Below are 23422 nucleotides of genomic sequence, written 5' to 3' on the forward strand. Positions count from 1 at the left end.
AGATCTATAAGAGTACTAGCAAATCAGCTCTGCACGTTTTGCCAACTCATCGTGTATCTGCATCAAACGCACTTTCGCATCATCACTGAGACTTTCTTCGTCGGGAGATTGAGCCGCAAGATCAGCCTGATTTTGCACCTCCCGACAGGCAACCCGAGCCTCTTCTATCCAGGGATCGTAGTCCACCGGAACAGATAAATAGGTTACCCACAGCAAGGTGTCTACCCGCCCATTAACTTTTGCTTTTATCAGGCCCAAAACTTGCTGGCGGCTTAGTTTTCGACGGGCTCGCGATGACAGATAAAGAGACAAATAGCAGAGCAGAATCACCCCTACGGTTAACGCAACTGTGATAAGGATGAGCGCCATCAGGATACCTTCTGCAACAACAGCGATCTGGCTTCATTCAATCGCGCCGCCAGATAAGCACTGCCTCCCTTATCAGGATGAACTTTGGATATTAAGCGCCTGTGTGCCTCAATGATCTGCTCGCGACTGGCACCGGGGTTCAAACCCAGAATTTGGTACGCTTTCTCCTCATCCAAAGACGACTCCGAGCCCTTGCCCGACTGATTGCATTGTTGGTACTCATCCCACTGAGCACTGCGCATTTTGACCAGATAACCCTGAAGCAGGTTTCGAGTGTCTTGCTGGGCTGGGGGGCAATACTCGTAAAGTCTCAGAATGGACTCAAAATCGAGCTCACTGAGCATTTTCCCTGCAAATTGGCCCGTCAGAATTTCGCCATCCATCTCCCCACTTTGCTGGTCGAGGGTCATTCGTAAGCCCTCTGTTACCACTTCGGAGACCCCGGACGTCGCTTTCGATTGTTTCCGTTTACGCCAGAGCGCCTTAAAAATCGGTAAAAAGCGCAGCAGGGGCAATAGACGTCGGGCAAATGGCAGCAAAGCCGCAAAGAAGGCAATCAAGACGGCTCCCTTGCCGGTAACCAAAAGGTAAACAGCGGTAACAGTCAGCGCCGCGATAACCACCATCAGGAAGAAAGAGCGGCGTTTTGCCGGAGACTGGAACGCCAGCCAGCAACCGACACCGGCAACGATCAAACTCAACAAGACGTATTGCATGCCTAGCGCTCCAACTGCTGCTTTATCAACTTAACTTGTTCGCAATGCTGTCCCGCTAACTTTTCCAAGGCAGGGATGCCACCAATACTGAAAGCGGCAACGGCACTCAGGAGAGATTCCAGTGCTGATGCACTGTTAAGATTAAAAGGGGCATAGGCGCCGCCGCTGATTCTTGCAATTTGCCTGAAGGCGGCCGAAGCAACGACATCATGGCCTTCATGAAAAACAAAAACCGGTGTCCCACAAATTTTGAGCTGACCGGCCAGGTCACACAATAGATCGACAGGCTCTTCAACACAGTCGCCGATAAACACGAGCCCTTGCACAGGCTGGTTTCTGGACTCATCCAAAGCGTGCTGTAAAACTCTGGCAATCTGGGTCTGCCCCCCGAGGCAACGCACCCCCTCCATCACCTCTAACAAGCCCTTGGAATCACTCATCCAGCGTGACCCCTTAAACTGATGATAGCCACGGTAATAACAGAGCTGCACATACAACTCCCCCAAAGCACGGGTGTTAGCAAACATCTGGGATTGAATATGGGAAGCCCGATCCCATGTTGGTTCGCGACTTGCGGTAGCGTCGAGGGCAAAGATCAAACGTCCCCGACAGGAGGAGGATAGCAGCGGTAAGGAATCAGACCGCTGTAAAAACCGCTCTATTTCCGTTGAGCTGGAATGCGGCTTCAATGCTTTTGACCGACCACCCATATCCCTGTTGCTTTCCCTCGGCTTCTTTAGGGTCCAGTATAAACCCAGAAAAGAGGAGGGAAAACGTCCTTGTAAAGATAGTCAGCCGGAGAGTACTCCCAAGAGGGATCAAGCGACCTTTTGAGTCTCAGCTTCTTCGGCTTCGGCCTGGGATTGAAGCTGTTCCAGCTCAGATTTAGCCTTCTTTAGCTGGTCATTCAACTGCTTGTTTTTGCTCTTCTGAGCATTGAGATCAGCAGTCAAACCGCGATTTTGCTCTTGCTGGCGCTTATTTTGCTTTTTCAAACGCTCAGGGTTTAATGCGCGCAACACCTTTACTTCATCTTCCAAAGTTTTCAAGCGCGTCTGGGCGTCACGTTTCTCGCTTTTGAGATTCTCTGTAGCGCGCTCGGCTTGCTGTTGGGCGGCTTCTAGCTGTGCTGTCAAATCGGCAACCAGGGCGTTATGCTTTTCTGTAATTTCGAGCAACGCCACAAGACGACTTTGCTCCATGGCTTCAAACTCTTCCTGCTTGACGAAACGCCCGCCCATGCTCAATTTGGACATATATTGATCTCCGCTGATAAAAAAGAGCGCGTATTATACGGAAATCATTCGGGTGATTGAACCATTATCCGCTTCGCATTATACCTACTGAAGAAATGCTATAACCCGCTTTGAGGAATCTTCGCAATAATTGGCCTGCAGCTGGTCAGCATATTCTTGCAACGACAAACGCTCCCACCCCTCCCCCTGGACCTGAGTCAGGGTCATGGACAACAACTCTGGATCGGCTACGGCCAACATCTCGTCACCCAATTGGCATATACGTGCAAACAAATCTTCCCGGTATGCGGCCCCCGGAGCACATTCTTGCACTAGCTTTATGTGGCCTTGAATTAATAATCTGTTGCTGCGGGTAAGTATGTAATTATCATTATTTTCAGAAAGATAGGACTGCTTTTTAATTAAGCCTTTAAGATGTGTTTTCCAATAATGGCAACTCGATCCCAGTGGTTTTGAGTGGGGATTCATCACCACCGAGTCCACAGAATTATTTGCTGTAGCTACCGGTTGCCTGCTGGAAAAGCCAGAGGATGTTGTTATGTCATCCTGACCTGTAATCGGAGCGACTGATTGAGGTTCAAGGAAGAGTGGCTCAGCGCTGGAAGATTTATCGGATACTGAAGGCCGGTTTGACAGAATGGGATTTGAAAGCTTCATATCGACCTCTTCATGCTTCAAGGATGAATCACGAGAGGATATCGATGAAACGCTGGCATAGAGGCCGATCAACAGCAAACCAGCGAAGGGTAGCAGTGGTGCGTTGCGCATAACCCTGTAACAGTTGCGGCTTTATCAATCAGAATAGCAGGTTAAATATTAACCAGCCCACTGACGGCTCTACTCAACTGGATTTACCAGAGTAATGACAACCTGCTATACGTTTAACCTGGGACGATAGCGGTACACAATAATGATTCAGCACTCGACAACGTTGACCGCAAGCCCCCCTTGGGAGGTTTCCTTATACTTGCTCTGCATATCAATTCCGGTCTGTCGCATGGTTTCGATGACAGAATCAAGAGCGACGCGGTGCTGCCCATCGCCACGGAGTGCCAGACGAGCAGCATTAATAGCCTTGATGGCACCCATGGTATTGCGCTCGATACAGGGCACCTGCACCAACCCGCCTATGGGATCGCAAGTCATACCCAGATTATGCTCCATGCCAATTTCTGCGGCATTTTCGACCTGCTCACAACTTCCTCCCATTACTGCCGCTAACGCTCCGGCGGCCATGGAACAGGCCACTCCGATCTCTCCCTGACAGCCCACCTCGGCTGCCGAGATAGAGGCATTGTGCTTATAGAGCATACCAATGGCCGCAGCCGTTGCCAGGAAGTCGCGCATTCCTTGCTGGTTGGCGCCGTGCATAAACCGCATGTAATAGGCCAACACTGCCGGAATAACCCCTGCCGCACCGTTGGTCGGGGCGGTGACAACACGACCACCGGCGGCATTTTCTTCGTTGACCGCCAGCGCATACAGGCTTACCCAATCCATCGCCGTCAATGGGTCGCGTAACGCGGCCTCCGGTTTGGCTTTCAACTCTTCCGCCAGGCGATGAGCTCGCCGGCGAATGCCCAGACCTCCAGGTAGTGTTCCTTCGAGACTGCATCCCCGCTCGATACTGCTTTCCATAACTTCCCAGATACGATCGAGTAACTGGAAAACGGTTTGCTCATTACCCTGAATCGCCAACTCATTCCCCAGCATCAATTGGGAAATACTCAAGGAATGTTGCTGACAGGTATCCAATAGCTGTTTGGCGGTTGTGAAAGGATAAGGGACCTTGGAGCCCGATGCGTCCAGAGCAACGGCCTCAACCTTATCCTCCTCGACGATAAAACCACCACCAACCGAGAAATATTCACGTCGGACCAATTGGTGCGAGCCAGCATAGGCGATGGCACAAAGACCATTGGGGTGCCGGGACAATACCTCGTCGTTATGAAAAAAAATCTCGCTATCGGGATTGAAGTCGATGGCACAACTGGCCAGCGCCAAACGCCCAGTGCTCTGTACCTGCTCTACGATCGCTTGCGCTTCTTCCGGCAAAACCCGGTCAGGACGACATCCAGACAAGCCCAACACCACCGCCTTGTCGGTGCCATGCCCCTTCCCGGTTAAAGCTAGCGAACCATAGAGGTGGACTTCTACTCGATCCAGCTCATCTAGATGACCTTCGACACTCAAACACTTGAGAAAGCGGAACATAGCCCACATTGGACCCACCGTATGTGAGCTGGACGGGCCAATACCTATTTTGAACAGATCAAAAATACTCAGCTGCATGATATCCGCCCGCGTCCTTGTTATGACGACATTAAATAGAGTGTAGCCCTAGTTGGAACGGGATTCAGGAACCTCTCTCAACGCTGCGCTGAGCAGCTGCCAAAAGCGATCTACCGTTTTAATCTCGACCTTTTCATCCGGTGAATGGGGGAAACGAATGGTAGGTCCAAAGGAGATCATATCCCAACGTGGATAGGTTCCTCCCAGCAAACCGCATTCGAGCCCGGCATGGATGACTTTAATTTCAGGGTCCTGATCAAACAGGCGCTGGTAGGTCTTGCGCATGACACCGAGAATGGGCGAATTCATATTCGGGGTCCAACCGGGAGAAGGCGCTTCGAAACGCGACTCGGCACCTGTCAAAGCGAAGGCATCCCGGATAGTTTCCGCCAGTTCATCCATTGCACTATCAACCGCACTGCGAGCCATACACTCGACTTTGATGTTACCGTTAGCGATATGAACTACCGCTAGATTGTTCGAGGTCTCAACCACTCCCGGAACGCTATCACTCATGCGCTGAACACCTATCGGGCAACAGGCCAAAAGCGCCAGCCAATCGCGCTGTGTGGCTTGAGGCATCACCAGGTTCAGCGGAGTTACTTCCTTGACCGAAATAGAAAGATCACCTTCCACGGCAGCCAATTCCGCTTGCACGATAGCCTTTACTTCCTCAGCAATTTCACGCAAACGTTCAGCGTTCGCTGCAGGCACGACAACATTAGCGAAAGCTTCCCGAGGAATGGCGTTGCGTAAGCTACCGCCCTTCAGGCTGCTGATGGACATACCAAGCTCACCGGTGCCGCGTTTGAGGAGTCGCGCCATAACGCGGTTGGCATTGCCGCGGCCGAGGTGGATATCACAGCCCGAATGCCCACCCTTCAAACCGCTGACAAAAATTTCAAAACTCTTGCTGTTTTCTTCCGGTTTCACCTCTTCGTACTGTGCCGTTGAAACAATGTCGACACAGCCGGCACAGCCAACAAAGAGCTCACCTTCATCTTCTGAATCCAGATTGAAGAGAATCTCACCATCCAAGGTATCAGCACCTAATCCCTCTGCCCCACTCATTGAGCTTTCTTCTTCAATGGTGAACAGCGCCTCAACAGGACCATGCTGAAGCTCATTGGACGCCAGTACCGCCATGATGGCTGCAACCCCAATGCCATTATCGGCACCTAAAGTCGTACCATCGGCTCGCACCCAATCCCCATCTATAAACGGACTGATAGGGTCCTTACTGAAATCGTGATTACTGTCATTGTTTTTCTGCGGCACCATATCCAGATGGCTCTGCAAAACCACGCCAGCGCGGTTTTCATACCCAGCCGTCGCAGGCTTTTTAACAATGAGATTCCCGGCCGAATCGACCAGATATTGCAAACCTAGTGATTGAGCAAAATCTATGATCAGTTGGCGCACTGCAGCCTCTTCACCAGAAGGCCGAGGCACCCCACAGAGTTGCGAGAAATAATTCCATAGCGGCTGCGGTTGTAAACTGTCGATAGCACTCATACTCAGTTCCTGTAATCATTAAAATAGGAATCATTGACCCAATCGGGCATGACTTGATTGAGTTATAGCACTGAAACCCAGGCAGCGAACTAAGTAAAGATACCTAATCCCCCTCATGGTTATGGCCCCTTGCCAGCGAAACCCAGCGCTACTTGCCGATCAGAAGACAACCCCCTACCGTCAAGCAAATACCGTTAAAGTGATCAATCGAATGCAAGCTATGCATTAATCATCTAACAGAAACCGCCCCCCTTCCCTATAATCGATTAAGGCACTTTTTGGTCAAAATATTGGGCTAAACAAGGAATGCTAGCCACAGTTTTAAGAGTGCCATCTAAGCCATTGATTTTAGCTTTGGCAACTGCAGGAGAGAAAGGATGCTGTTAGTTCGATCCCACGACTGGAATAACCAGTTAGCCTGTTATGGGGTGACAATTTTTCATTGTTCCCAGGGCAAAACCATTGTACTCACCGAGCTGGATGATAACCCGGGAATGTCAATCACCCAGGCTGCCGAGCGGTATTTACAACACCTCCAGGAAAAAGGCCTGTGGCATTTTGACGAACTCGATAGCATCTGTTTTGTCGAACACCTACCGGCAATGCGCTACACCAGAGAACACTTTCAGCAAATCGTGCCTCTACTGGACCGCAGTAATCGCGTATTCGCCATTAAATGGCACCCTCTTGATGAAACCGCATTGAGAATTGTCTCAGTCACCTTGCAAGGACATATTCCAATCCCCTTGCGTGACGCCAAAGCCGACACTCAGGTTGACAGCTCGCCACAATCAGAAACGCCCATCGTTGCGGCTTAATCATTGAACCATTAAAGTCTCAATAGACAATAAAAAACGGGGAGGCTGGTTAGCCTCCCCGTTTTTTATTGTTACTCCAAGATCGATAGCTAAAAAGGTGCGTGCTTTGGAGTACGCGGAAAGGGTATGGCATCGCGAATATTTTCCATACCCGTGATGTAGTTGATCAGACGCTCAAAGCCCAACCCGAAACCACCGTGAGGCACAGTCCCATAGCGACGCAGATCCCGGTACCAGGCAAGGTCTTCCAAGGCGATGCCCGCTTCCAGCATTCGACGATCGAGGACATCCAGACGCTCTTCTCGCTGACTACCGCCGATAATTTCGCCAATACCCGGTGCCAGTACATCCATCGCCGCCACCGTGCGGTCATCATCGTTAAGGCGCATATAGAAGGCTTTGATCTCTTTGGGGTAGTTCATCAACACTACCGGTCGACCGACATGCTCTTCAGCCAGGAAGCGCTCGTGTTCAGACTGTAAATCAAGCCCCCATTTAACCGGGTATTCGAAGCCTTTACCGCAGTTTTCCAGAATTCGAATCGCTTCCGAATAGTCCATACGTTCGAAGTCAGAATTCACCATATGCTCAAGGCGGGAAATTGCTTGCTTGTCGATGCGCTGCGCGAAAAATGCCATATCCTCTTGACGCTCATCCAACACAACCTTGAAAAGATGCTTGAGCAGATTCTCAGCAAGATCGGCACAATCATTCAGGTCGGCAAAGGCAATTTCGGGCTCAACCATCCAGAACTCTGCCAGGTGGCGGCTGGTGTTGGAGTTTTCTGCCCTGAAGGTCGGTCCGAAGGTGTACACCTTGGACATGGCGAGACAATAAGCCTCGACGTTCAGTTGCCCCGATACAGTGAGAAAGCTTTCTTTACCGAAAAAATCTTCTTTAAAATCGATATCGCCTTTGTCATCGCGAGGTATGTTCGTCAGATCCAGTGTGCTGACGCGAAATAATTCCCCCGCCCCTTCGCAGTCACTGGCAGTGATAAGTGGTGTATTGATCCACTGGAAGCCCTGCTCATAAAAAAAGTTGTGGATCGCGTTGGATACCGTCGTACGAACCCGCGTAATAGCGCCAAAGGCGTTGGTGCGGGGTCTAAGGTGAGCAACGGAGCGGAGGTATTCAAAGGTGTGGCGTTTCTTAGCAACCGGATAGGTTTCCGGGTCATCAACCCAGCCAACAACTTCGACCGCACTGGCCTGTATTTCAAAACTCTGCCCCTGACCCTGGGACTCAACCAGTTCGCCTTCAACAATCACCGAACAACCGGCACTGAGGTGTAAGATCTCAGATTCGTAATTAGCCAGGCTTGACGGAACAACCGCTTGTAAAGAATCAAAACTGGAGCCGTCATTGATTGCTACAAAAGAGATTCCCGCTTTGGAATCCCGCCGGGAACGAACCCAACCCTTGATCTGTACCGCAGTGCCCACAGCAACCTCGCCCGCCAGCAGTGATTTCGTCGTGTAACTGTTCATAATCTGCACACACTCAAATTGATGTCAGAGGAATGGACCCTGAAGATCCTTTAACTGGGCGAAGATTCTAGCATGCTTGCTAGCGCTGTCATCTGCTTTAAACAGATCGGTGTTCTGCCCGCTTGAACTATCATAAGCATTGCCTCAGTATGTCGCGCCTGCTTCCTGTTGTTTCATACCGGTTACCCTCTTCGACACTCCTTGCACTATCATGCCAACCTTCGACCCCAACTCGTTTCGCAAACAATTCCCATTGATCAAGCAAGGGGCCGAGCGCGATGGATTGATCTATTTCGACAACGCAGCCACAACCCAAAAGCCAGATTGTGTATTGCAAGCCGTGGAACGTTACTACCGTGAAACCAATGCTAATGTGCACCGAGCAGCCCACCGGCTTAGCGACAACGCCACACGCTATTATGAAAATGCCAGGGATACCGCTCAACAGTTTTTAAATGCCCGTCATCGGGCCGAGATCATCTGGACCCGGGGCACTACCGAAGGCATCAATCTACTCGCCAATTGCCTGCCCTTGTTGCCCGGTGATGAGATATTGATCAGTGCCCTGGAACACCACGCGAATATTGTACCCTGGCAGTTAGCCGCCCAACGTGGCGGCGCCTGCATCAAAGTCATACCCCTGAATTCGCAGGGTGATCTGGACCTGGAAGCTTATCAGCAACTCTTGAACTCACGGACTCGACTGGTGGCTGTTACACAGTGTTCAAACGCTATCGGCAGTCAGCCTGACCTTCCCGCCATGATTGAACTTGCCCATAATGCTGGAGCTTTATTCCTGGTGGATGGTGCGCAGTCGATCGCTCACCATCGCATAGATCTGCAGCAAATGGGCTGCGATTTTTTCGTCTGCTCGGGACACAAAGCCTTCGCCCCAACGGGAATTGGCCTGCTCTTCGGCAAGCGCTCCATTATGGAAACCCTCCCTCCCTGGCAAGGTGGCGGTGAGATGATTGAGCATGTCAGCTTCGAGCGCAGCATTTATCAACCCCCGCCTTTACGCTTCGAAGCAGGTACCCCTAATATCAGCGGTGCCATTGGCTTTGCCGCAGCACTGGACATGTTAGGCCAGCTCGACCGCAAACAGCTTATAGCGCATGAACAGCAGCTGCTGAGCCACGCCAAAGAACGCTGTCTGGCGATACCCGGGGTCAGATTAGTTGTCAACCCTGAAATGCAAGGCCCGGTGCTATCGCTACAGGTGCCGACTATGGACCATAAGGATATCTCCGCTCAGCTTGATCAAGCAGGCATCGCAGTTCGAACGGGGCACCATTGCGCCATGCCTTTAATGCAGCTGCTTGGTCTAAAAGGTACCATCCGAATATCATTTTCGGCCTACAACCAGCTAGCGGAAGTAGACCGGTTTGCAGATAATCTCGAGCAGATACTGTCACAAGAGAGGGCCGCGTTAGCTGTCACAAGACCAACCAATCACCAGCAATCCTTTGATCAATACGGTAAAAGTCTGTCGTTTGAGCAAGTAATCAAGCCGCTGTTAGCAACACCGCAGTGGCAACAACGTTATCGTAAAATCATGCAACTCGGGGACAACCTCCCCTCCCTACCGGATAACTTTCGTGGCCCTGAGAATCTGGTCAGTGGTTGTGAAAGCCCAGTATGGTTACACAGCCAAATCATTGATCAAGGCAAGGACGCTCGCCTGGAGCTAATGGCCGACAGCGAATCCCGCTTACTCAGAGGCTTACTCAGTTTACTGCTATGTCTGGCCAACCATCGACCGATTAAGGAATTACAAACCTTTGACCCGATGCCAGACTTTGAGCCCCTGGGCCTCGAGCGTCATTTGAGCCCGTCGCGCAGTAATGGATTGCACCGAATCATTGAGCAGATTCGTCGGCGAGCAACTCATTACTAGCACGACACCTTTTTAGCAGCCGATCAATACCCAGAGATGCAGCAGTAAAGCCAAAGCTGGCCGTCATCATAGTGGAAGCACCAAATCCCCCGCTGCAGTCAAGTTTCACCTCGCCGTTCTCAAGAGACCTGGTATGGCAGACGCTGCCATCGGGCTGGGGGTACATCAATTGCTGGGTTGAATAGACACAGGGAATACCGTAATTACGCTTGGTATTGCGGGTAAACCCATAGCGGCGACGCAACAACGCTCGGGTCTTGGCCGCGAGTGGATCGTTGTACGTTTTATTGATATCTGCAACATCAATCGCCAGGGGATTCGTTTGCCCTCCTGCGGCGCCGGTACAGACCAGATTCAACTTATTGCGCCGACAATAGGCAATGATGGCCGCTTTGGCTGGCACGTTATCGATGGCATCAATAACCAGGTCAAAAGGCCCACTTAATAACGTCATCACATTCTCGCTATCAACAAAATCCTCGATGGTCTTGATCCTGCATTCCGGGTTGATGAGCAGTAAGCGCTCCTTCATCGCAACCACTTTGGACTGCCCAACGGTAGAGGTTAGTGCATGTATTTGTCGGTTGCTGTTGGTTACGCACACCTCATCAAGATCTATCAGAGTTATCGCCCCAAGCCCCGAGCGAACCAACGCTTCGGCCGCCCAGGAACCGACACCGCCAATCCCTATCACACAACCATGGGAGCGCTGTAGTGATTCTAACCCCTGAACACCATAAAGGCGTGCGATCCCACCGAATCTCGCCATCACACTCTCAGAAAACATACTCACCCCTTACACCGCACCTACTGATCAAAAGCTGGGCCATTTTACTCGCTTGCCCGCCATGATTACAGAGAGGCCAATCCGCTATCGGATGCCTGTAACGTCATTCCCCTCGACACGGTGATAACCGGCTATGATTAAACAAAATTGATGTTTAAGGATTACCCTCTCTATGAGCAGCACGATTCTGATTTGTGATGATTCCGCCATGGCTAGAAAGCAGCTAGGCAGAGCACTGCCATCGGATCTGGATGCGACCGTTAGCTTCGCCCAACATGGAGAAGAAGCCCTGACGGCTCTTAATAAAGGCGAAGGGAATTACCTGTTTCTGGACCTTACCATGCCGGTTTTGGATGGCTATGGCGTCTTGAACGCCATCCGTGAACAAGGCATACAATCCAAGGTTATTGTTGTTTCCGGCGATATTCAGCCCAAAGCCCGTGAGCGCGTACAGAAACTGGGGGCACTGGGTTTCATAAAAAAACCCGCCAGTGCCGAAACACTGGCTAATATCGTTGACCAACTGGGCATCCCGCGCAAAAAGCCAGCCACAGAGAGTGCACATTCCCCGCCATCGCCCGATACCGGGGATGATACAGACAAACAAACGCCAGACAATCTGCAAAATCTGGCCGAGCAATTTGTAGAAAAAACTGACTATATTGATGCTTACCGGGAAATAACCAACGTCGCTATCGGTCGCGCAGCAGATCTTCTGGCCAGATTACTGGACGTCTTTGTGGTAATGCCTGTGCCCAGGGTCAACCTGATTGAGGTTAGCGAACTTCAAATGGCCCTGACCCATTCCGATAAAGATGATTCCTGCTCGGCTATTTGCCAAGGTTTTATTGGCGCGGGTATAGCCGGCGAAGCTTTACTGATTTTTCACGATTCCAGCTACCAGGATATTGCCCGAAAAATGGGTTATAGCGATGAAATCGATGCCCATACGGAAATGGAAGTGTTGATGGATGTGGCCAACATCATGATTGGAGCCTGCCTCAAGGGGCTGGAAAATCAGCTGGATTTAACCTTTAGCCAAAGCCACCCGAAAGTATTGGGTCAGCACCTCAATGTAAGTCAGATACTAACGGTCAATACCAAGGACAGGTGGCAAAAAACCCTGGCGATTGAATTAGGGTTCAGTGTCGAGGGCTTGAATATCGAGTGCGATCTACTGCTGCTAATTACCGAGCAGTCAGTGGCTTTTTTAAATGAACGTATCGGCTACCTGGTGGAATAATGCAAAATTCAACGTTAGAGCTGGATGATATTCACTGGTTAATGGATATGGTTCAGACGATTGATGTAGGCTTGGTCGTGCTGGACACAGAATACCGCATCCGGGCCTGGAATACTTTTATGGAAAACCACAGCGGAAAAAGCCCGGTACAGGTGCGGGAACGCTCTTTGTTTGAGCTGTTTCCAGAGCTCGATGAAAACTGGTTCAGGCAAAAAACCCGTCCCGTGTTTTTATTGGGCAATCGCGCATTCACGACCTGGCAACAACGACCTTACCTGTTTCGGTTTAATAACTACCACCCTATTACCGGAACAGTCGATCATATGTACCAAAACACCACGATCACCCCGCTGGCCTCCCCCGATGGCAAGGTGAGGCAGATTTGCCTGACCATCTACGACGTCACCGACAGCGTCAACTCCATTGAGTAGTTATTGCTCTAATCAATAGTGCGAGTCACTAACCAAAGGTTGCATCACTCACAAACGGATTCGTACGCCGCTCCTTACCAATGGTCGAATTAGGGCCATGCCCCGGCACGAAGGTTACCTCATCTCCCAGTGGCCATAGGCTTGTTCGTATACTATTGATCAGAGTGTCATAATCTCCCTGTGGGAAATCAGTACGACCTATCGAACCTTGAAAGATCACATCGCCGACCCAGGCAAGTGCTTGTTTCTGATGATAGAAAACCAGATGTCCCGGGGTATGACCGGGGGTATGGATGACCTGCAAGGTTTCATTTCCTACCTCAACCCGGTCGCCATCGCTTAGCCATTGATCCGGTGTAAAACTTGCGGCTGAGGGAAAGCCGTACTGCTGACAGATTTGAGGCAGCATTTGTATCCAGAAAAGATCGGCCTTATGCGGCCCAATAACCGGAATATCTGCTTGCCGACTCAGGGCTTCGGTCGCTCCAATATGATCGACATGGCCATGGGTTAACAGTATAGATTCAAGCGTTACTCCCTCAGCCTCCACAACTGCCAAAATTCGTTCCAGGTCCCCTCCCGGGTCCACTACAGCGGCTTTGCTGGTTTGATCACACCAGATTACAGAGCAGTTTTGCTGAAAAGCAGTCACGGGAACTACCCGGTAATTGAGGGCCATATCATAAAATCCTAAGGCGTTCGTGGGACAACTATTATAAAGATAACCGAAGGTCAGAAAAGACAGCCAAACTCTTCCGGCATCATTTTTTGCAAGAAAGCAATTAGCTAGTGCTTTTAACTGGTTTATATCAAAAAACACAATTTAAACCTCTGGATAATGACCTAAACTTAAACTTTATCAATACTAAAACCGGTTTCTGGAGGCTAAATCAATGTTAGTTGGCGTACCCAAAGAGATTAAAAACCACGAATATCGAATCGGCATGACACCTTCGGGAGTTCGCGAACTGACGTCACAGGGACACCAGGTCATGGTGCAAAAAGACGGGGGAGCAGGAATAGGCCTAAGCAATGAACAGTACATAGCTGCGGGCGCCCAAATCATCGATACCCCTGAAGAGATTTTTGCCAAAGCCGATATGATCGTGAAGGTCAAAGAGCCGCAACCTAATGAATGCAAGATGCTCCGCCCGGGGCAGCTTCTGTTTACTTATCTCCACCTGGCACCCGACCCCGAGCAAACACGCTTATTAGTCGATTCCGGGGCTATCTGCATCGCTTATGAAACCGTAACCGATAGCAAAGGCGCTCTTCCGCTGCTGGCGCCAATGAGTGAAGTCGCCGGCCGTATGTCGATACAGGCAGGTGCTCATGCCCTCGAGAAAGCACAAGGTGGGAACGGCACCCTATTAGGTGGTGTCCCGGGTGTTGCCCCGGCAAAGGTCACCGTTATTGGTGGTGGCGTAGTGGGTGTCAACGCGGCACGAATGGCCTTGGGAATGGGAGCCGACGTAACAATTCTGGATCGTTCCCTGCCACGATTAAAGGAGCTTGATGAACTCTATGGACCAGGACTAAAAACTCTGTATTCCAATACAGATAACCTGGCCAATGCCGTCGCTGATTCGGACCTGGTCGTTGGCGCCGTATTGATACCAGGGGCAGCCGCACCGCATTTGGTAACGCGTGAGATGCTTGGCACCATGAAAAAAGGAGCCGTTCTCGTAGATGTGGCTATTGATCAGGGCGGTTGTTTTGAGACCAGCCATGCCACCACCCACCAGGAACCGACTTACGAGGTTGATGGCATCGTACACTACTGCGTAGCGAATATGCCTGGAGGTGTCGCTCGCACATCAACCTTTGCCCTTACCAATGCAACTCTCCCTTTTGCCGTTTCCCTGGCAAACAAGGGGGTCCGTAAAGCTCTTGAAGAGGATACTCATCTACTCAACGGCTTGAACGTCTGCAAGGGTAAGGTGACTTACGAAGCGGTTGCCCATGATCTTGGTTACGACTATATGCCTGCAGATCAGGCACTTAGCTTGTAGATGGAACAGTCACCGCTTACCAAGCAGGCTTTGCCGATAACATCAAAACTATGCTGTGCTCATCAACAGAGAAAGGCAAATTTCGGGCCCTTTCTACCTGCATCCAATAGCTTACGCCTTTGTAGGAGATATCCTACAAAGGCAAGGGAGAAAGTAGCGCTGTATTCGAACATGAAAGCCGTATACTGTAACCAAGCAAGCGATAAGTTGACATGGATTAGGGATAGAGTCATTTGCCATTGAAGGCACTTCTCGTTTGCTAGCCAGGATGGCACAGGAATGGAATAGCTCACATAGGGAAGTGAAGAGCCAAACAGCAGGATGCTGCCGAGGCACGGAGCCCACATAGCTTAGCTATCAACATTAGATCCGCTTAATTGCGGATTTTTTGTGTCTGACGTTTCAGTTCCCAATCAAAGTATTACCGATCCATTACCCCCCACCCTTTCTGAAATAGAGATCAAAGTAGCGCGCAAACTCCTCCTTCTGCACGTTAGATGCCTGTAAAAATACAATGCGTACCCGCATCACGGGTAATGAAATTGATGCAATTCGCCTGGGCGGCATCGCTTCGATGTCAATTCGAATCAATAGCTGCTCTTGCCCTGCAAGCTGGTACCCGTGATTATCTCGCTTCCATTCATCTTGAGCTTCACAGCTCAGCTGCAAGCGCTCGACTAATCTCGCCAGCTGACGATCAAATTCAGCTGGCACCAATGACATCTCCTTTTCAATAACATCCAAGCGGTCATTAATCATTAGCCACCTGCTACAGCGGGCCAGACCGCCAATACATCACCCTCATTGAGCTGATAACTGTCGCGTTCACTTTCACAGACAAACACTCCGTTGACCACTACAAGGTGGGCTTCCTTCAAAGGCACCCCATAAGAATCAAGCACCTGATGAATCGAACGCCGACTATCAAGATTTAGCTCTATAGTGTTTCGATTAGACCCAGGCGGTAAGAAACACCCAAAAGACGCATACAACTTTAACGTAATCTTCATAGTTACTATCGCACTAGCGTGGCATCAGATTGAGCAACGGCCAGATAAACCTCCATGATCTTATTGGGATCCTTTAGCAAAACCTCCTTGAAACGCCCTAACTCATACTGCCCCTCTATCAACCCTCGCAGTGCTCCCTGGTGATTTTTGTGGCCCACGATAGTAGCCCCGACCAAACGCTCGCCCAAAAACTGCAAGCACAAATATCGATACCGCTCAGGATCAAATCGTTCAACCGTGTCCCCTTCAGTCACTCCTTGCCAGATTCCAATGGAACATGAAAGCAGCCCAAGGGTGTCCAAAACATTCATTATCAGTGAACCTCGATGAGCCACTGACTCCGCCTTAACCATATTGATCGCTGCCAACCGACCATGCTCAACAGCTGTGGTTTGTATCGCCTGTATCATCTTCTTTCCTGTTGAAATATCCAGCCCCTGAGCCACATCACCGGCTGCAAAGATATCTGGCACACTGGTCCGCATAAAACGATCTACGAGAATCCCGTGCTGCATTTCAAACTGCCCTGGCGCGACAAAACTGGTATTTGGACGAACCCCTGCTGCGGCAATTAACAAGCCCGCCTCAATGCTCTCACCCGAACTCAACTCAACGTCAATACGATGATCATTAAGCGAACTTACCCGAGTGATGTCGGTCGATGTCAGTACTTTTACCCCTTTGCGTTCACACCAGGATTTCAGCAATCCACCCGCCTTGTCTCCCATCATTCGAGGAACCATTCGGTCTTGATGCTCTACGACCGTTAGATCAACGCCCCGCAGTGCGAGAGCTTCCAGAATAATGGAGCCAATAAAACCTGCCCCCATAAGCACTACGGGAGTATCTCTGGCCGCCAACCGAGCAACGGATCTGGCGTCATCAAGCGTCCAGCAACTGTGCACCAAAGGCAGATCTATACCCTCTATATCAGGTTTGATGGGCAAAGAGCCGCTAGCGATCAGGCAGCGGTCATAGGTCAGGGTTTTACCGCTGACCAGGCTAACGGTTTTCGACTCGGGCTGCATTCCAGCTACAGCATCGTGTAAAACATCGATTCTTTGTTCATGATAATAATCTGGGCGCTGCCTTAAGTGAGTACCCTCCTCTTTTATCTGGTCGATCAACAGATAGGGGATGGCCATTCTTGAGTAAGGTTCAGCTTTCTCAGAACTAACCAGAGTAATTTGATCGTTTGATGAAAGTTGACGCAGAGTCTCGGCAGCAGCGACACCCGCGGCACCTGCGCCAATAATGAGATGATGCATAATGGCAAACTCCAGTTTGCTCACTGAGAAAAGTAACAAGCGTGATCAACGCTGGGTTAATCACGCTAACCGACTCAAAGGTGATTACAGCCCTAACCGTTGGTAAGTATCCCCTGTTGGGATTCCATCAGCGCCCCAGCCTCGAACCTGGTAATACTTCGGCAACATCTCATCCAACTTTGCGACCATTCCCTTGGCTGGCCCGACCTTTGCCGCTTCGGTCAGTAACCGTTCAGGTAACGAGTCATCAGCGCCGGTCAGCCCAGCTTGCAAGTTGAAGCGGCGCTCCATATTCCAGATTCGCTCACCCGTTTCCGCTAATCGCTCCACACTCCACTCCCCTTCACAGGCAGCATCAATTTGTGGAGCAATGTTATCCAGAGTCCAGGCGAAGGTCGTGAAAACGCAAAGCCCAGAGGAGTCGACAGCCGCTGTAGCATCCTGAAAAGCCATCACCAACTCAGGTTTGCCTTCCGTTGATAGGGGATCGGTTTTCTCGGGAATGCCCAGAATTTCCGAAGACACCGTATAACTCCGCAGATGACAGGCGCCCCGGTTAGAGGTCGCGTACGTTAGCCCCATCCCCTGTATACCTCGCGGATCATAAGCAGGAAACTCCTGACCTTTAACCGTCATGGACAATTCCGGCCGCCCATATTTCTCACATAGTCGTTTGGACCCAAGCCCAAGATCCTGGCCAAAGCCCTCACCTAATGCCGTCATTTCAACCGCCTTGACCAGGGCTTCGGCAGAACCAAAGCGCAGTTCTAGCCCGCCAGTTTGTTCAAGTGTGAGATCACCGTCCTCGAACATTTCCATAGCGGCTGCCAACGTTGCACCGAAGGAGATAGGGTCGATACCATCTTCATTACAAATCGCATTGGCATAGGTGACAGCGTCTATATCGTCAATTCCGGTATCTGAACCCATCGACCAGGCATTTTCATACTCCAGACCACCAGTGTTCCCCCAGTACTTGGGTTTGTTTTTGATGGAAAAATGGGTTTGATCTATCGTCGATATACGGCCGCAGGCTATCGTGCAACCAAAGCAACCGGCATTTCGGGTCAGGTTTGGTTTACCATCGCTTTCCCTCGGCTCATGCATCGCTTCACCGGAGATTTTATGAGCCCCTTCAAATTGGACCTCAGAAGCATTCCGGGTCGGCATAGCCCCCACCTCATTGACCACATTCATCAGCACCTGAGTCCCGTAGGTTGGTAACCCTTCCCCTGTTATAGGATTATCAGCAAGAACCTGTTTCTGGACAGCCACCTCTTTCATAAAGCGTTTGGGATCCTTTATACCAGCAACCCCCAAAGAACCCCTGACTGCCACGGCTTTCAGGTTTTTTGACGCCATTACAGTACCAACACCCGAGCGCCCGGCTGCACGGTGAAGGTCATTTACAATGGCTGAGTAGAGACACCCTTTTTCAGCCGAACGCCCTACCGCAGCGATACGAAGGCGTGGGTCCTGATGCCGCTGACGGATTTTTTCGTCAGTTTCCCATACCGAGGTGCCCCAAAGGTCTCCAGCATCTATCAGTTCAGCTTTCTCATTTTCGATATAGAGGTACACCGGCTTCTCCGAGCGCCCCTCGTAGATCACCATATCCCAACCCGCATTTCTCAACTCCGCACCAATAAACCCGCCCGAATTCGAACAAGCTACGGCACCGGTCAATGGACTCTTGGTAACTACGGCATATCGGCCACCGGTGGCTGCCATCGTTCCTGTTAGAGGCCCATTGGCCATAATCAACTTATTCTCTGGCGACAAGGGATCCACTTTCGGATCGACCTCGGCGCACAGGTATCTAGTCGCCAGTCCACGTTGCCCCAAATATTTGAATGCCCAGTCCATGTTCAAAGGTTCCGAAACAACGGTGCCGTTGGAGAGGTTTACACGAAGAATCTTTCTTGACCATGTCATATCATTTCTCCTCTTCAATCAGGCGTTCTGACCCGCAGACGGGTTATTGGCAGCAGCGTACTTGCGCATACGTTCCATACCTGTGAGTGCAGCATCAATATAGGTAATGGCATCCGTCGGGCAAGCTTCGACACATTGTGGCGAGCCGTCACAAAGGTCACACTTGGCCACTTTGCCGGTATCCGGCAGATAATTAATGGTCCCGAACGGGCAAGCTATGGTGCAGACCTTACAGCCAACACAGATATCCTCATGCACCAGCTTGGCGCCTAACGAAAGGTCGTTACGAATCGCGTCAACAGGGCAAGCCTTCATACACCATGCTTCACTGCACTGGGTACAGGTGTAAGGCACATAGCGCCCCTCGTGATGGAACTCAAATACCTGTATACGGGATTTGGACGGGTTGAAAACGCCCTCTTTTTCGTAGGAACAAGCCATTTCGCACTGGCGACAACCGGTGCATTTATCCGGATCGATACTGAGCGATTTCAGCATGCTGCACTCCTTATATTTATTATTGGTGCAACCCCTAGCACTACAGAACTTCGAAAGAAGCTGCCTGTTGATCGGCTAATCAGTGATTGAGTATAGCAACCAGCCACCAGTTGACAGGGGATTTTGCCAACGGATGAAAACCGTTTCGACCCATAACAACCCTAAGTGTTTGATACGAAATGGAGAATCAGGAATAAATAAGCAGAAATCACGGGCGACAAGCCCAACGCTGAGCCCCTGGCTTATCTACAGGGGAAACATTGAACTGTCAGACAGAAACAAAAAAGCCCCGAGAAACGGGGCTTTTTTGTTTAATGTGGCGGTGAGCCAGGGATTCGAACCCCGGGTAGGCTACTAACCTACGGCGGTTTTCAAGACCGCTGCATTCAACCACTCTGCCAGCTCACCTGGACACCTCAGAAGAAAGCAGACCGTTCGCGGATAGCCGACCTCGAGATGGCGCAAATCTTACCCGATTTAAGCACTGTGTCAACGGCTAATTCATTGATTTTATTGGTCAACATTTCGCCACTGGGAACTAACCATTCAGATGCAACTCAAAATATGTGGAGGTACAGGCCTTGCTACTGATGTTGAGCAGTAGCGTTAGTGTACCAACAGTGCAGCGGCTTGATTTACAAGCCCCTGCCGGTATGATGATGAGAACGTTTTACAATTAACCCGTTTTATGGAGAAACAGGCGAATGAATGACCAAGTAACTGCGATTGCCCGCTCGGAAGAGCAGGTCCTGCAAACCAACAAGGTGATACGCAACACTTATATGCTACTGTCCATGACACTGGTGTTCAGTGCCCTGGTCAGTGCCGTAGCTGTTCTTACAGCTGCTCCAGCGGTCCATTGGATTCTTTCTCTGGCAATAATGATTGGACTACTGTTTGCCGTCAGTAAAGCACGCAACAGCATCTGGGCCCTGCCCTTGGTTTTCCTCTTCACTGGCTACATGGGTTACCAGCTTGGCCCCCTCCTTTCAGCATATCTTACCCTGCCGAATGGCAGTAGCATCGTTACTACTGCCTTGGGTATGACAGGGCTAATCTTCTTTTCCCTGTCGGGTTATGCACTCACCACCCGTAAAGACTTCAGCTTCCTTCGTGGATTTCTGTTTGTCGGACTGATAGTGCTGATCGCCGCCTCCTTGATTGGTATGTTCTTTGAAGTCAGCGGATTGCACATTGCTATCTCGGTAGCGGCCGTATTGATATTCTCCGGCTATATCCTATATGACACCAGCAACATTATTCATGGCGGTGAAACCAATTACGTAATGGCGACGGTTTCCCTTTACCTCAACATCTACCTTCTGTTCGTCCACCTGCTTAACCTGGTGGGCATCTTCGGTGGCGATGACTGATACCGATTGTCAGAACCCAAAGGCCCCGATAGTCTCGGGGCCTTTTACTATCTGCTACAATTTCGATTTCATTGCTCTGGGCGTTACATGAATTACACTATCGCCATATACGGTGCCCCGTACTCCAGCCAGGCATGCCAAAGCGCGCTGAATTTTGCTAAAGCGCTGATATCCAATAACCACTCAATTGTTCGGCTTTTTTTCTATCAGGATGCGGTGCACACCGCCTCTATTCTGGCAATACCACCACAGGATGAAGTCGACCTTCCACGAGAATGGCGACTATTTATCGACAAACACAAGCTGGATGCCGTGGTTTGCGTCGCTGCAGCTCTGCGTCGAGGACTGTTAAACAATGAAGAGCAACTGCGCTATGAAAAGCCTGCATCGAACTTATCTTCATCGACTGCTTTATCTGGACTGGGCCAATTGATCGAAGGCGCGGTGATGAGCGATCGACTGGTTACTTTCGGGGCCTGAGTCATGGGGAAATCACTTTGCCTTATTACCAGCACCCCGCCCTACGGTACCCTTAATGCCAAGGAAGCGTTAGATACCGCGCTGATTGGAGCTGCTTTCGAGCTCGAAGTCTCCCTTGTTTTTGACGGCGATGGCATCTATCAATTACTCGACCAGCAGGCCCCTGACGCCCTGGGTCAAAAAACCTTTTCTGCAACCCTCAAAGCCCTCGAACTTTATGGTGTCGAACAGCTGTTGGTGTGCGATGAAACACTAAGCTCTCGCGGCATTAAGCCCTCTCAACTCTGTGTGGAAGCTGATATAGTTTCACGTCATGAGCTGTCTCAGCACCTTGAGAGAGCTGATATCCTTTTAGGCTTCTAACCTTTAACCTCATGCTACATATCGTCAACAAAGCCCTCACTTCTTCAGACGCCCTTCAACGCTGCCTGAACCTTGCCAGTAAAGGCTCCAGCCTGCTGCTCATTGAGAACGGAGTGTTTAATGTATTACCAGAAACAGCCGGTTGGCGTTTATTGCAACAGCATCTGGGCAACATCAATATCTATGCACTCAGTGAAGACCTGGAGGCTAGAGGTCTGAATAAGCTGCTGCCTGACGAGGTTCAAAAGGTCAATTACAATGGTTTCGTAGCCTTAACGGCGCAACACGAAAAATCATTAAGCTGGAATTGATATGCCCCAAATAATCATTGATGGCAAATCGGTGGAAGTTGATAAGGAAGGATACCTGACCAACCTGGATGACTGGTCGCCAAATGCTGCCAATGAGCTGGCACTTGCTGATGACATCTCTCTTAGCGACGCCCACTGGGAAGTAATACACGCGTTACGAGCTTTTTACAGTGAATACCAACTCTCCCCAGCAATGCGTCCACTGGTAAAATATATTGGCAGAACGCTCGGGAACGACAAAGGCAAGAGCATCTATTTGTTACAACTGTTTCCCGGCAGCCCCGCCAAGATCGCTGCTCGTATTGCCGGCCTTCCCAAACCCACTAACTGCATGTGACCTATGACCAACATTGTATCTTCCCCAATCAGAGAACACCCTTTTGCGCCTTTTCTTAAAATCATTGGTAAAGGCCCCCGAGGTTCACGTTCCTTTACTGAAGAAGAAGCCCATACCGTAATGGGCATGGTACTTCGGGATGAATTGGAACCGGTGCAACTGGGGGCGTTACTATTGTTACTTCGAGTAAAGAGCGAAACTTCCGAGGAGATGGCCGGATTTGCCCGCGCAGTACGGGAACACATTCCGCTGCCCGCCAAGCCAATCTCGGTGGACCTAGACTGGTCTTCCTATGCCGGAAAACGCCGCCAACTGCCCTGGTTTATTCTTAGCATCACACTACTTAATGACCATGGTTTGCGGGTTTTTATGCATGGCACAGAGGGGCATACCTCAGGCCGTATTTATACGCGATCAGTGCTCGAGGCACTTGAACTACCTGTCTGTACCGATTGGCAATCAGTTGATAATGCCATATCAGCGCAGAAGTTTGCCTATATGCCACTACAGACTCTGTGCCCGGAACTGCAAGGTATCATCGATCTTAGGAATATACTGGGCGTACGATCTCCCGTTCACTCCCTGGTACGCCTGCTTAACCCTCTAAATGCCCCCCATGTTATCCAGAGCATCTTTCACCCAGCCTACCAGCCAGTGCATCAGCTGGCTGGCAAATTACTGGGCTACTCCAACATATCCGTTATTAAAGGCGACGGCGGTGAAATCGAACGCAACCCAGATAATCCATTACAGGTTCGCGCTGTTCTGGGCGACGAACTGGTCGAAGAGGAATGGCCTGCCCTCTTCCCTCGCCGGCATTTAAAACCCGAAACCCTTAACCTGGACGATCTAACCGGCGTCTGGCGAGGAACAAAGCAGGATGAATATGGTGAAAGTGCAGTGATCAGTACCGCAGCCATTGCCCTCAAACAGACAGGCAAAGCCAGCAGCCAGCGGCAAGCGATGGAGTTGGCATCCGAGCTTTGGATGCAGCGCGACAAAACGCGATTTTAAAGTGATA

Annotated in this window: 26 protein-coding genes and 1 tRNA gene; 11 read left to right on the forward strand and 16 right to left on the reverse strand. The window is 50.5% G+C overall.

The features are described from left to right. Positions 1–15: 15 nt before the first annotated feature. From MIB40_RS04250 to MIB40_RS04280, 7 genes are all read right to left on the reverse strand, one after another. Positions 16–369 (reverse strand): hypothetical protein, encoded by a 354-nt coding sequence (locus MIB40_RS04250; protein ID WP_249691201.1) that lies wholly within the window; start codon positions 367–369, stop codon positions 16–18. Further along, positions 369–1085 carry a DnaJ domain-containing protein gene (locus MIB40_RS04255; protein ID WP_249691202.1) on the reverse strand — a complete coding sequence of 239 codons (717 nt, stop codon included), beginning with the start codon at positions 1083–1085 and terminating at the stop codon, positions 369–371. Before MIB40_RS04255 ends, MIB40_RS04250 begins: the two co-directional genes overlap by 1 nt. Positions 1086–1087: 2 nt before the next feature. Beyond that, complete coding sequence (locus tag MIB40_RS04260) at positions 1088–1795, reverse strand: vWA domain-containing protein (protein ID WP_249691204.1); 708 nt, start codon at positions 1793–1795, stop codon at positions 1088–1090. 108 nt (positions 1796–1903) lie between these two features. Then, complete coding sequence (locus MIB40_RS04265; protein ID WP_249691206.1) at positions 1904–2341, reverse strand: hypothetical protein; 438 nt, start codon at positions 2339–2341, stop codon at positions 1904–1906. Between the two features lie 84 nt (positions 2342–2425). Beyond that, positions 2426–2998, reverse strand: a complete 573-nt coding sequence (locus MIB40_RS04270) for a hypothetical protein (protein WP_249691208.1) — start codon at positions 2996–2998, stop codon at positions 2426–2428. Positions 2999–3256: 258 nt separating this feature from the next. Then, positions 3257–4633, reverse strand: a complete 1377-nt coding sequence (locus tag MIB40_RS04275) for an L-serine ammonia-lyase (RefSeq protein ID WP_249691210.1) — start codon at positions 4631–4633, stop codon at positions 3257–3259. A 48-nt stretch (positions 4634–4681) separates the two neighbouring features. After that, entirely contained in the window at positions 4682–6148 is a 1467-nt protein-coding gene (locus MIB40_RS04280; protein WP_249691212.1) for an aminoacyl-histidine dipeptidase, read from the reverse strand. Between the two features lie 377 nt (positions 6149–6525). On the opposite strand from MIB40_RS04280, the gene MIB40_RS04285 reads away from it, so the two are divergent. Beyond that, a complete protein-coding gene (locus MIB40_RS04285) occupies positions 6526–6966 on the forward strand; it encodes a hypothetical protein (protein ID WP_249691213.1) in 441 nt (146 codons plus the stop codon). Between the two features lie 89 nt (positions 6967–7055). On the opposite strand, the gene asnS is transcribed toward MIB40_RS04285, so the two are convergent. Beyond that, positions 7056–8456, reverse strand: a complete 1401-nt coding sequence (gene asnS / locus MIB40_RS04290; protein WP_249691215.1) for an asparagine--tRNA ligase — start codon at positions 8454–8456, stop codon at positions 7056–7058. Between the two features lie 211 nt (positions 8457–8667). Here asnS and MIB40_RS04295 point away from each other — a divergent pair, with 211 nt between their 5' ends. Then, complete coding sequence (locus tag MIB40_RS04295; RefSeq protein ID WP_249691217.1) at positions 8668–10353, forward strand: SufS family cysteine desulfurase; 1686 nt, start codon at positions 8668–8670, stop codon at positions 10351–10353. Here the strand turns inward: MIB40_RS04295 and tcdA are convergent. Continuing rightward, entirely contained in the window at positions 10316–11140 is an 825-nt protein-coding gene (gene tcdA, locus MIB40_RS04300; RefSeq protein WP_249691219.1) for a tRNA cyclic N6-threonylcarbamoyladenosine(37) synthase TcdA, read from the reverse strand. The two genes, MIB40_RS04295 and tcdA, sit on opposite strands and share 38 nt — an antisense overlap. Before the next feature lie 172 nt (positions 11141–11312). On the opposite strand from tcdA, the gene MIB40_RS04305 reads away from it, so the two are divergent. Beyond that, a complete protein-coding gene (locus MIB40_RS04305) occupies positions 11313–12383 on the forward strand; it encodes a response regulator (RefSeq protein WP_249691221.1) in 1071 nt (356 codons plus the stop codon). Then, positions 12383–12814, forward strand: coding sequence for a PAS domain-containing protein (locus tag MIB40_RS04310; protein ID WP_249691223.1), 432 nt, complete (start codon positions 12383–12385; stop codon positions 12812–12814). The genes MIB40_RS04305 and MIB40_RS04310 overlap by 1 nt, the downstream gene beginning before the upstream one ends. A 28-nt stretch (positions 12815–12842) precedes the next feature. Here MIB40_RS04310 and MIB40_RS04315 read toward each other — a convergent pair whose 3' ends face one another. Beyond that, positions 12843–13493: an MBL fold metallo-hydrolase gene (locus MIB40_RS04315; protein WP_249691225.1), complete on the reverse strand. Its 651-nt coding sequence runs from the start codon at positions 13491–13493 to the stop codon at positions 12843–12845. 214 nt (positions 13494–13707) lie between these two features. Between MIB40_RS04315 and ald the strand changes: the two genes are divergently transcribed. After that, positions 13708–14826 (forward strand): alanine dehydrogenase, encoded by a 1119-nt coding sequence (ald, locus tag MIB40_RS04320; RefSeq protein WP_249691227.1) that lies wholly within the window; start codon positions 13708–13710, stop codon positions 14824–14826. Between the two features lie 432 nt (positions 14827–15258). Here ald and MIB40_RS04325 read toward each other — a convergent pair whose 3' ends face one another. The 6 genes from MIB40_RS04325 to MIB40_RS04350 all read right to left on the reverse strand — a co-directional run bounded on the left by MIB40_RS04325 (position 15259) and on the right by MIB40_RS04350 (position 19945). Beyond that, positions 15259–15585, reverse strand: coding sequence for a hypothetical protein (locus MIB40_RS04325; protein ID WP_249691229.1), 327 nt, complete (start codon positions 15583–15585; stop codon positions 15259–15261). Next, on the reverse strand, positions 15585–15836 hold the full coding sequence (gene thiS / locus MIB40_RS04330; protein ID WP_249691231.1) for a sulfur carrier protein ThiS: 252 nt from the start codon (positions 15834–15836) through the stop codon (positions 15585–15587). The genes MIB40_RS04325 and thiS overlap by 1 nt, the downstream gene beginning before the upstream one ends. A gap of 5 nt (positions 15837–15841) precedes the next feature. After that, positions 15842–17104: an NAD(P)/FAD-dependent oxidoreductase gene (locus MIB40_RS04335; protein WP_249691233.1), complete on the reverse strand. Its 1263-nt coding sequence runs from the start codon at positions 17102–17104 to the stop codon at positions 15842–15844. Positions 17105–17188: 84 nt separating this feature from the next. Then, a complete protein-coding gene (locus MIB40_RS04340) occupies positions 17189–19039 on the reverse strand; it encodes an aldehyde ferredoxin oxidoreductase family protein (RefSeq protein ID WP_249691235.1) in 1851 nt (616 codons plus the stop codon). A gap of 18 nt (positions 19040–19057) precedes the next feature. Continuing rightward, positions 19058–19537: a 4Fe-4S dicluster domain-containing protein gene (locus tag MIB40_RS04345; protein WP_249691237.1), complete on the reverse strand. Its 480-nt coding sequence runs from the start codon at positions 19535–19537 to the stop codon at positions 19058–19060. 317 nt (positions 19538–19854) lie between these two features. Further along, positions 19855–19945 (reverse strand) — tRNA-Ser (locus MIB40_RS04350). Between the two features lie 296 nt (positions 19946–20241). Here MIB40_RS04350 and MIB40_RS04355 point away from each other — a divergent pair. The 6 genes from MIB40_RS04355 to MIB40_RS04380 all read left to right on the forward strand — a co-directional run bounded on the left by MIB40_RS04355 (position 20242) and on the right by MIB40_RS04380 (position 23415). Then, positions 20242–20910, forward strand: coding sequence for a Bax inhibitor-1/YccA family protein (locus MIB40_RS04355; protein ID WP_249691239.1), 669 nt, complete (start codon positions 20242–20244; stop codon positions 20908–20910). An 87-nt stretch (positions 20911–20997) separates the two neighbouring features. Then, positions 20998–21390: a sulfurtransferase complex subunit TusD gene (gene tusD / locus MIB40_RS04360; RefSeq protein WP_249691241.1), complete on the forward strand. Its 393-nt coding sequence runs from the start codon at positions 20998–21000 to the stop codon at positions 21388–21390. A gap of 3 nt (positions 21391–21393) precedes the next feature. Continuing rightward, entirely contained in the window at positions 21394–21753 is a 360-nt protein-coding gene (gene tusC, locus MIB40_RS04365) for a sulfurtransferase complex subunit TusC (protein ID WP_249691243.1), read from the forward strand. A gap of 11 nt (positions 21754–21764) precedes the next feature. Continuing rightward, positions 21765–22064, forward strand: coding sequence for a sulfurtransferase complex subunit TusB (gene tusB, locus MIB40_RS04370; RefSeq protein ID WP_249691245.1), 300 nt, complete (start codon positions 21765–21767; stop codon positions 22062–22064). A 1-nt stretch (position 22065) separates the two neighbouring features. Then, a complete protein-coding gene (locus tag MIB40_RS04375) occupies positions 22066–22401 on the forward strand; it encodes a TusE/DsrC/DsvC family sulfur relay protein (protein ID WP_249691246.1) in 336 nt (111 codons plus the stop codon). 3 nt (positions 22402–22404) lie between these two features. Next, entirely contained in the window at positions 22405–23415 is a 1011-nt protein-coding gene (locus tag MIB40_RS04380) for a glycosyl transferase family protein (protein WP_249691248.1), read from the forward strand. The last annotated feature ends 7 nt before the right edge of the window (positions 23416–23422 follow it).

Source organism: Aestuariirhabdus haliotis, from assembly GCF_023509475.1.
GTDB classification, from domain to species: Bacteria; Pseudomonadota; Gammaproteobacteria; order Pseudomonadales; family Aestuariirhabdaceae; genus Aestuariirhabdus; species Aestuariirhabdus haliotis.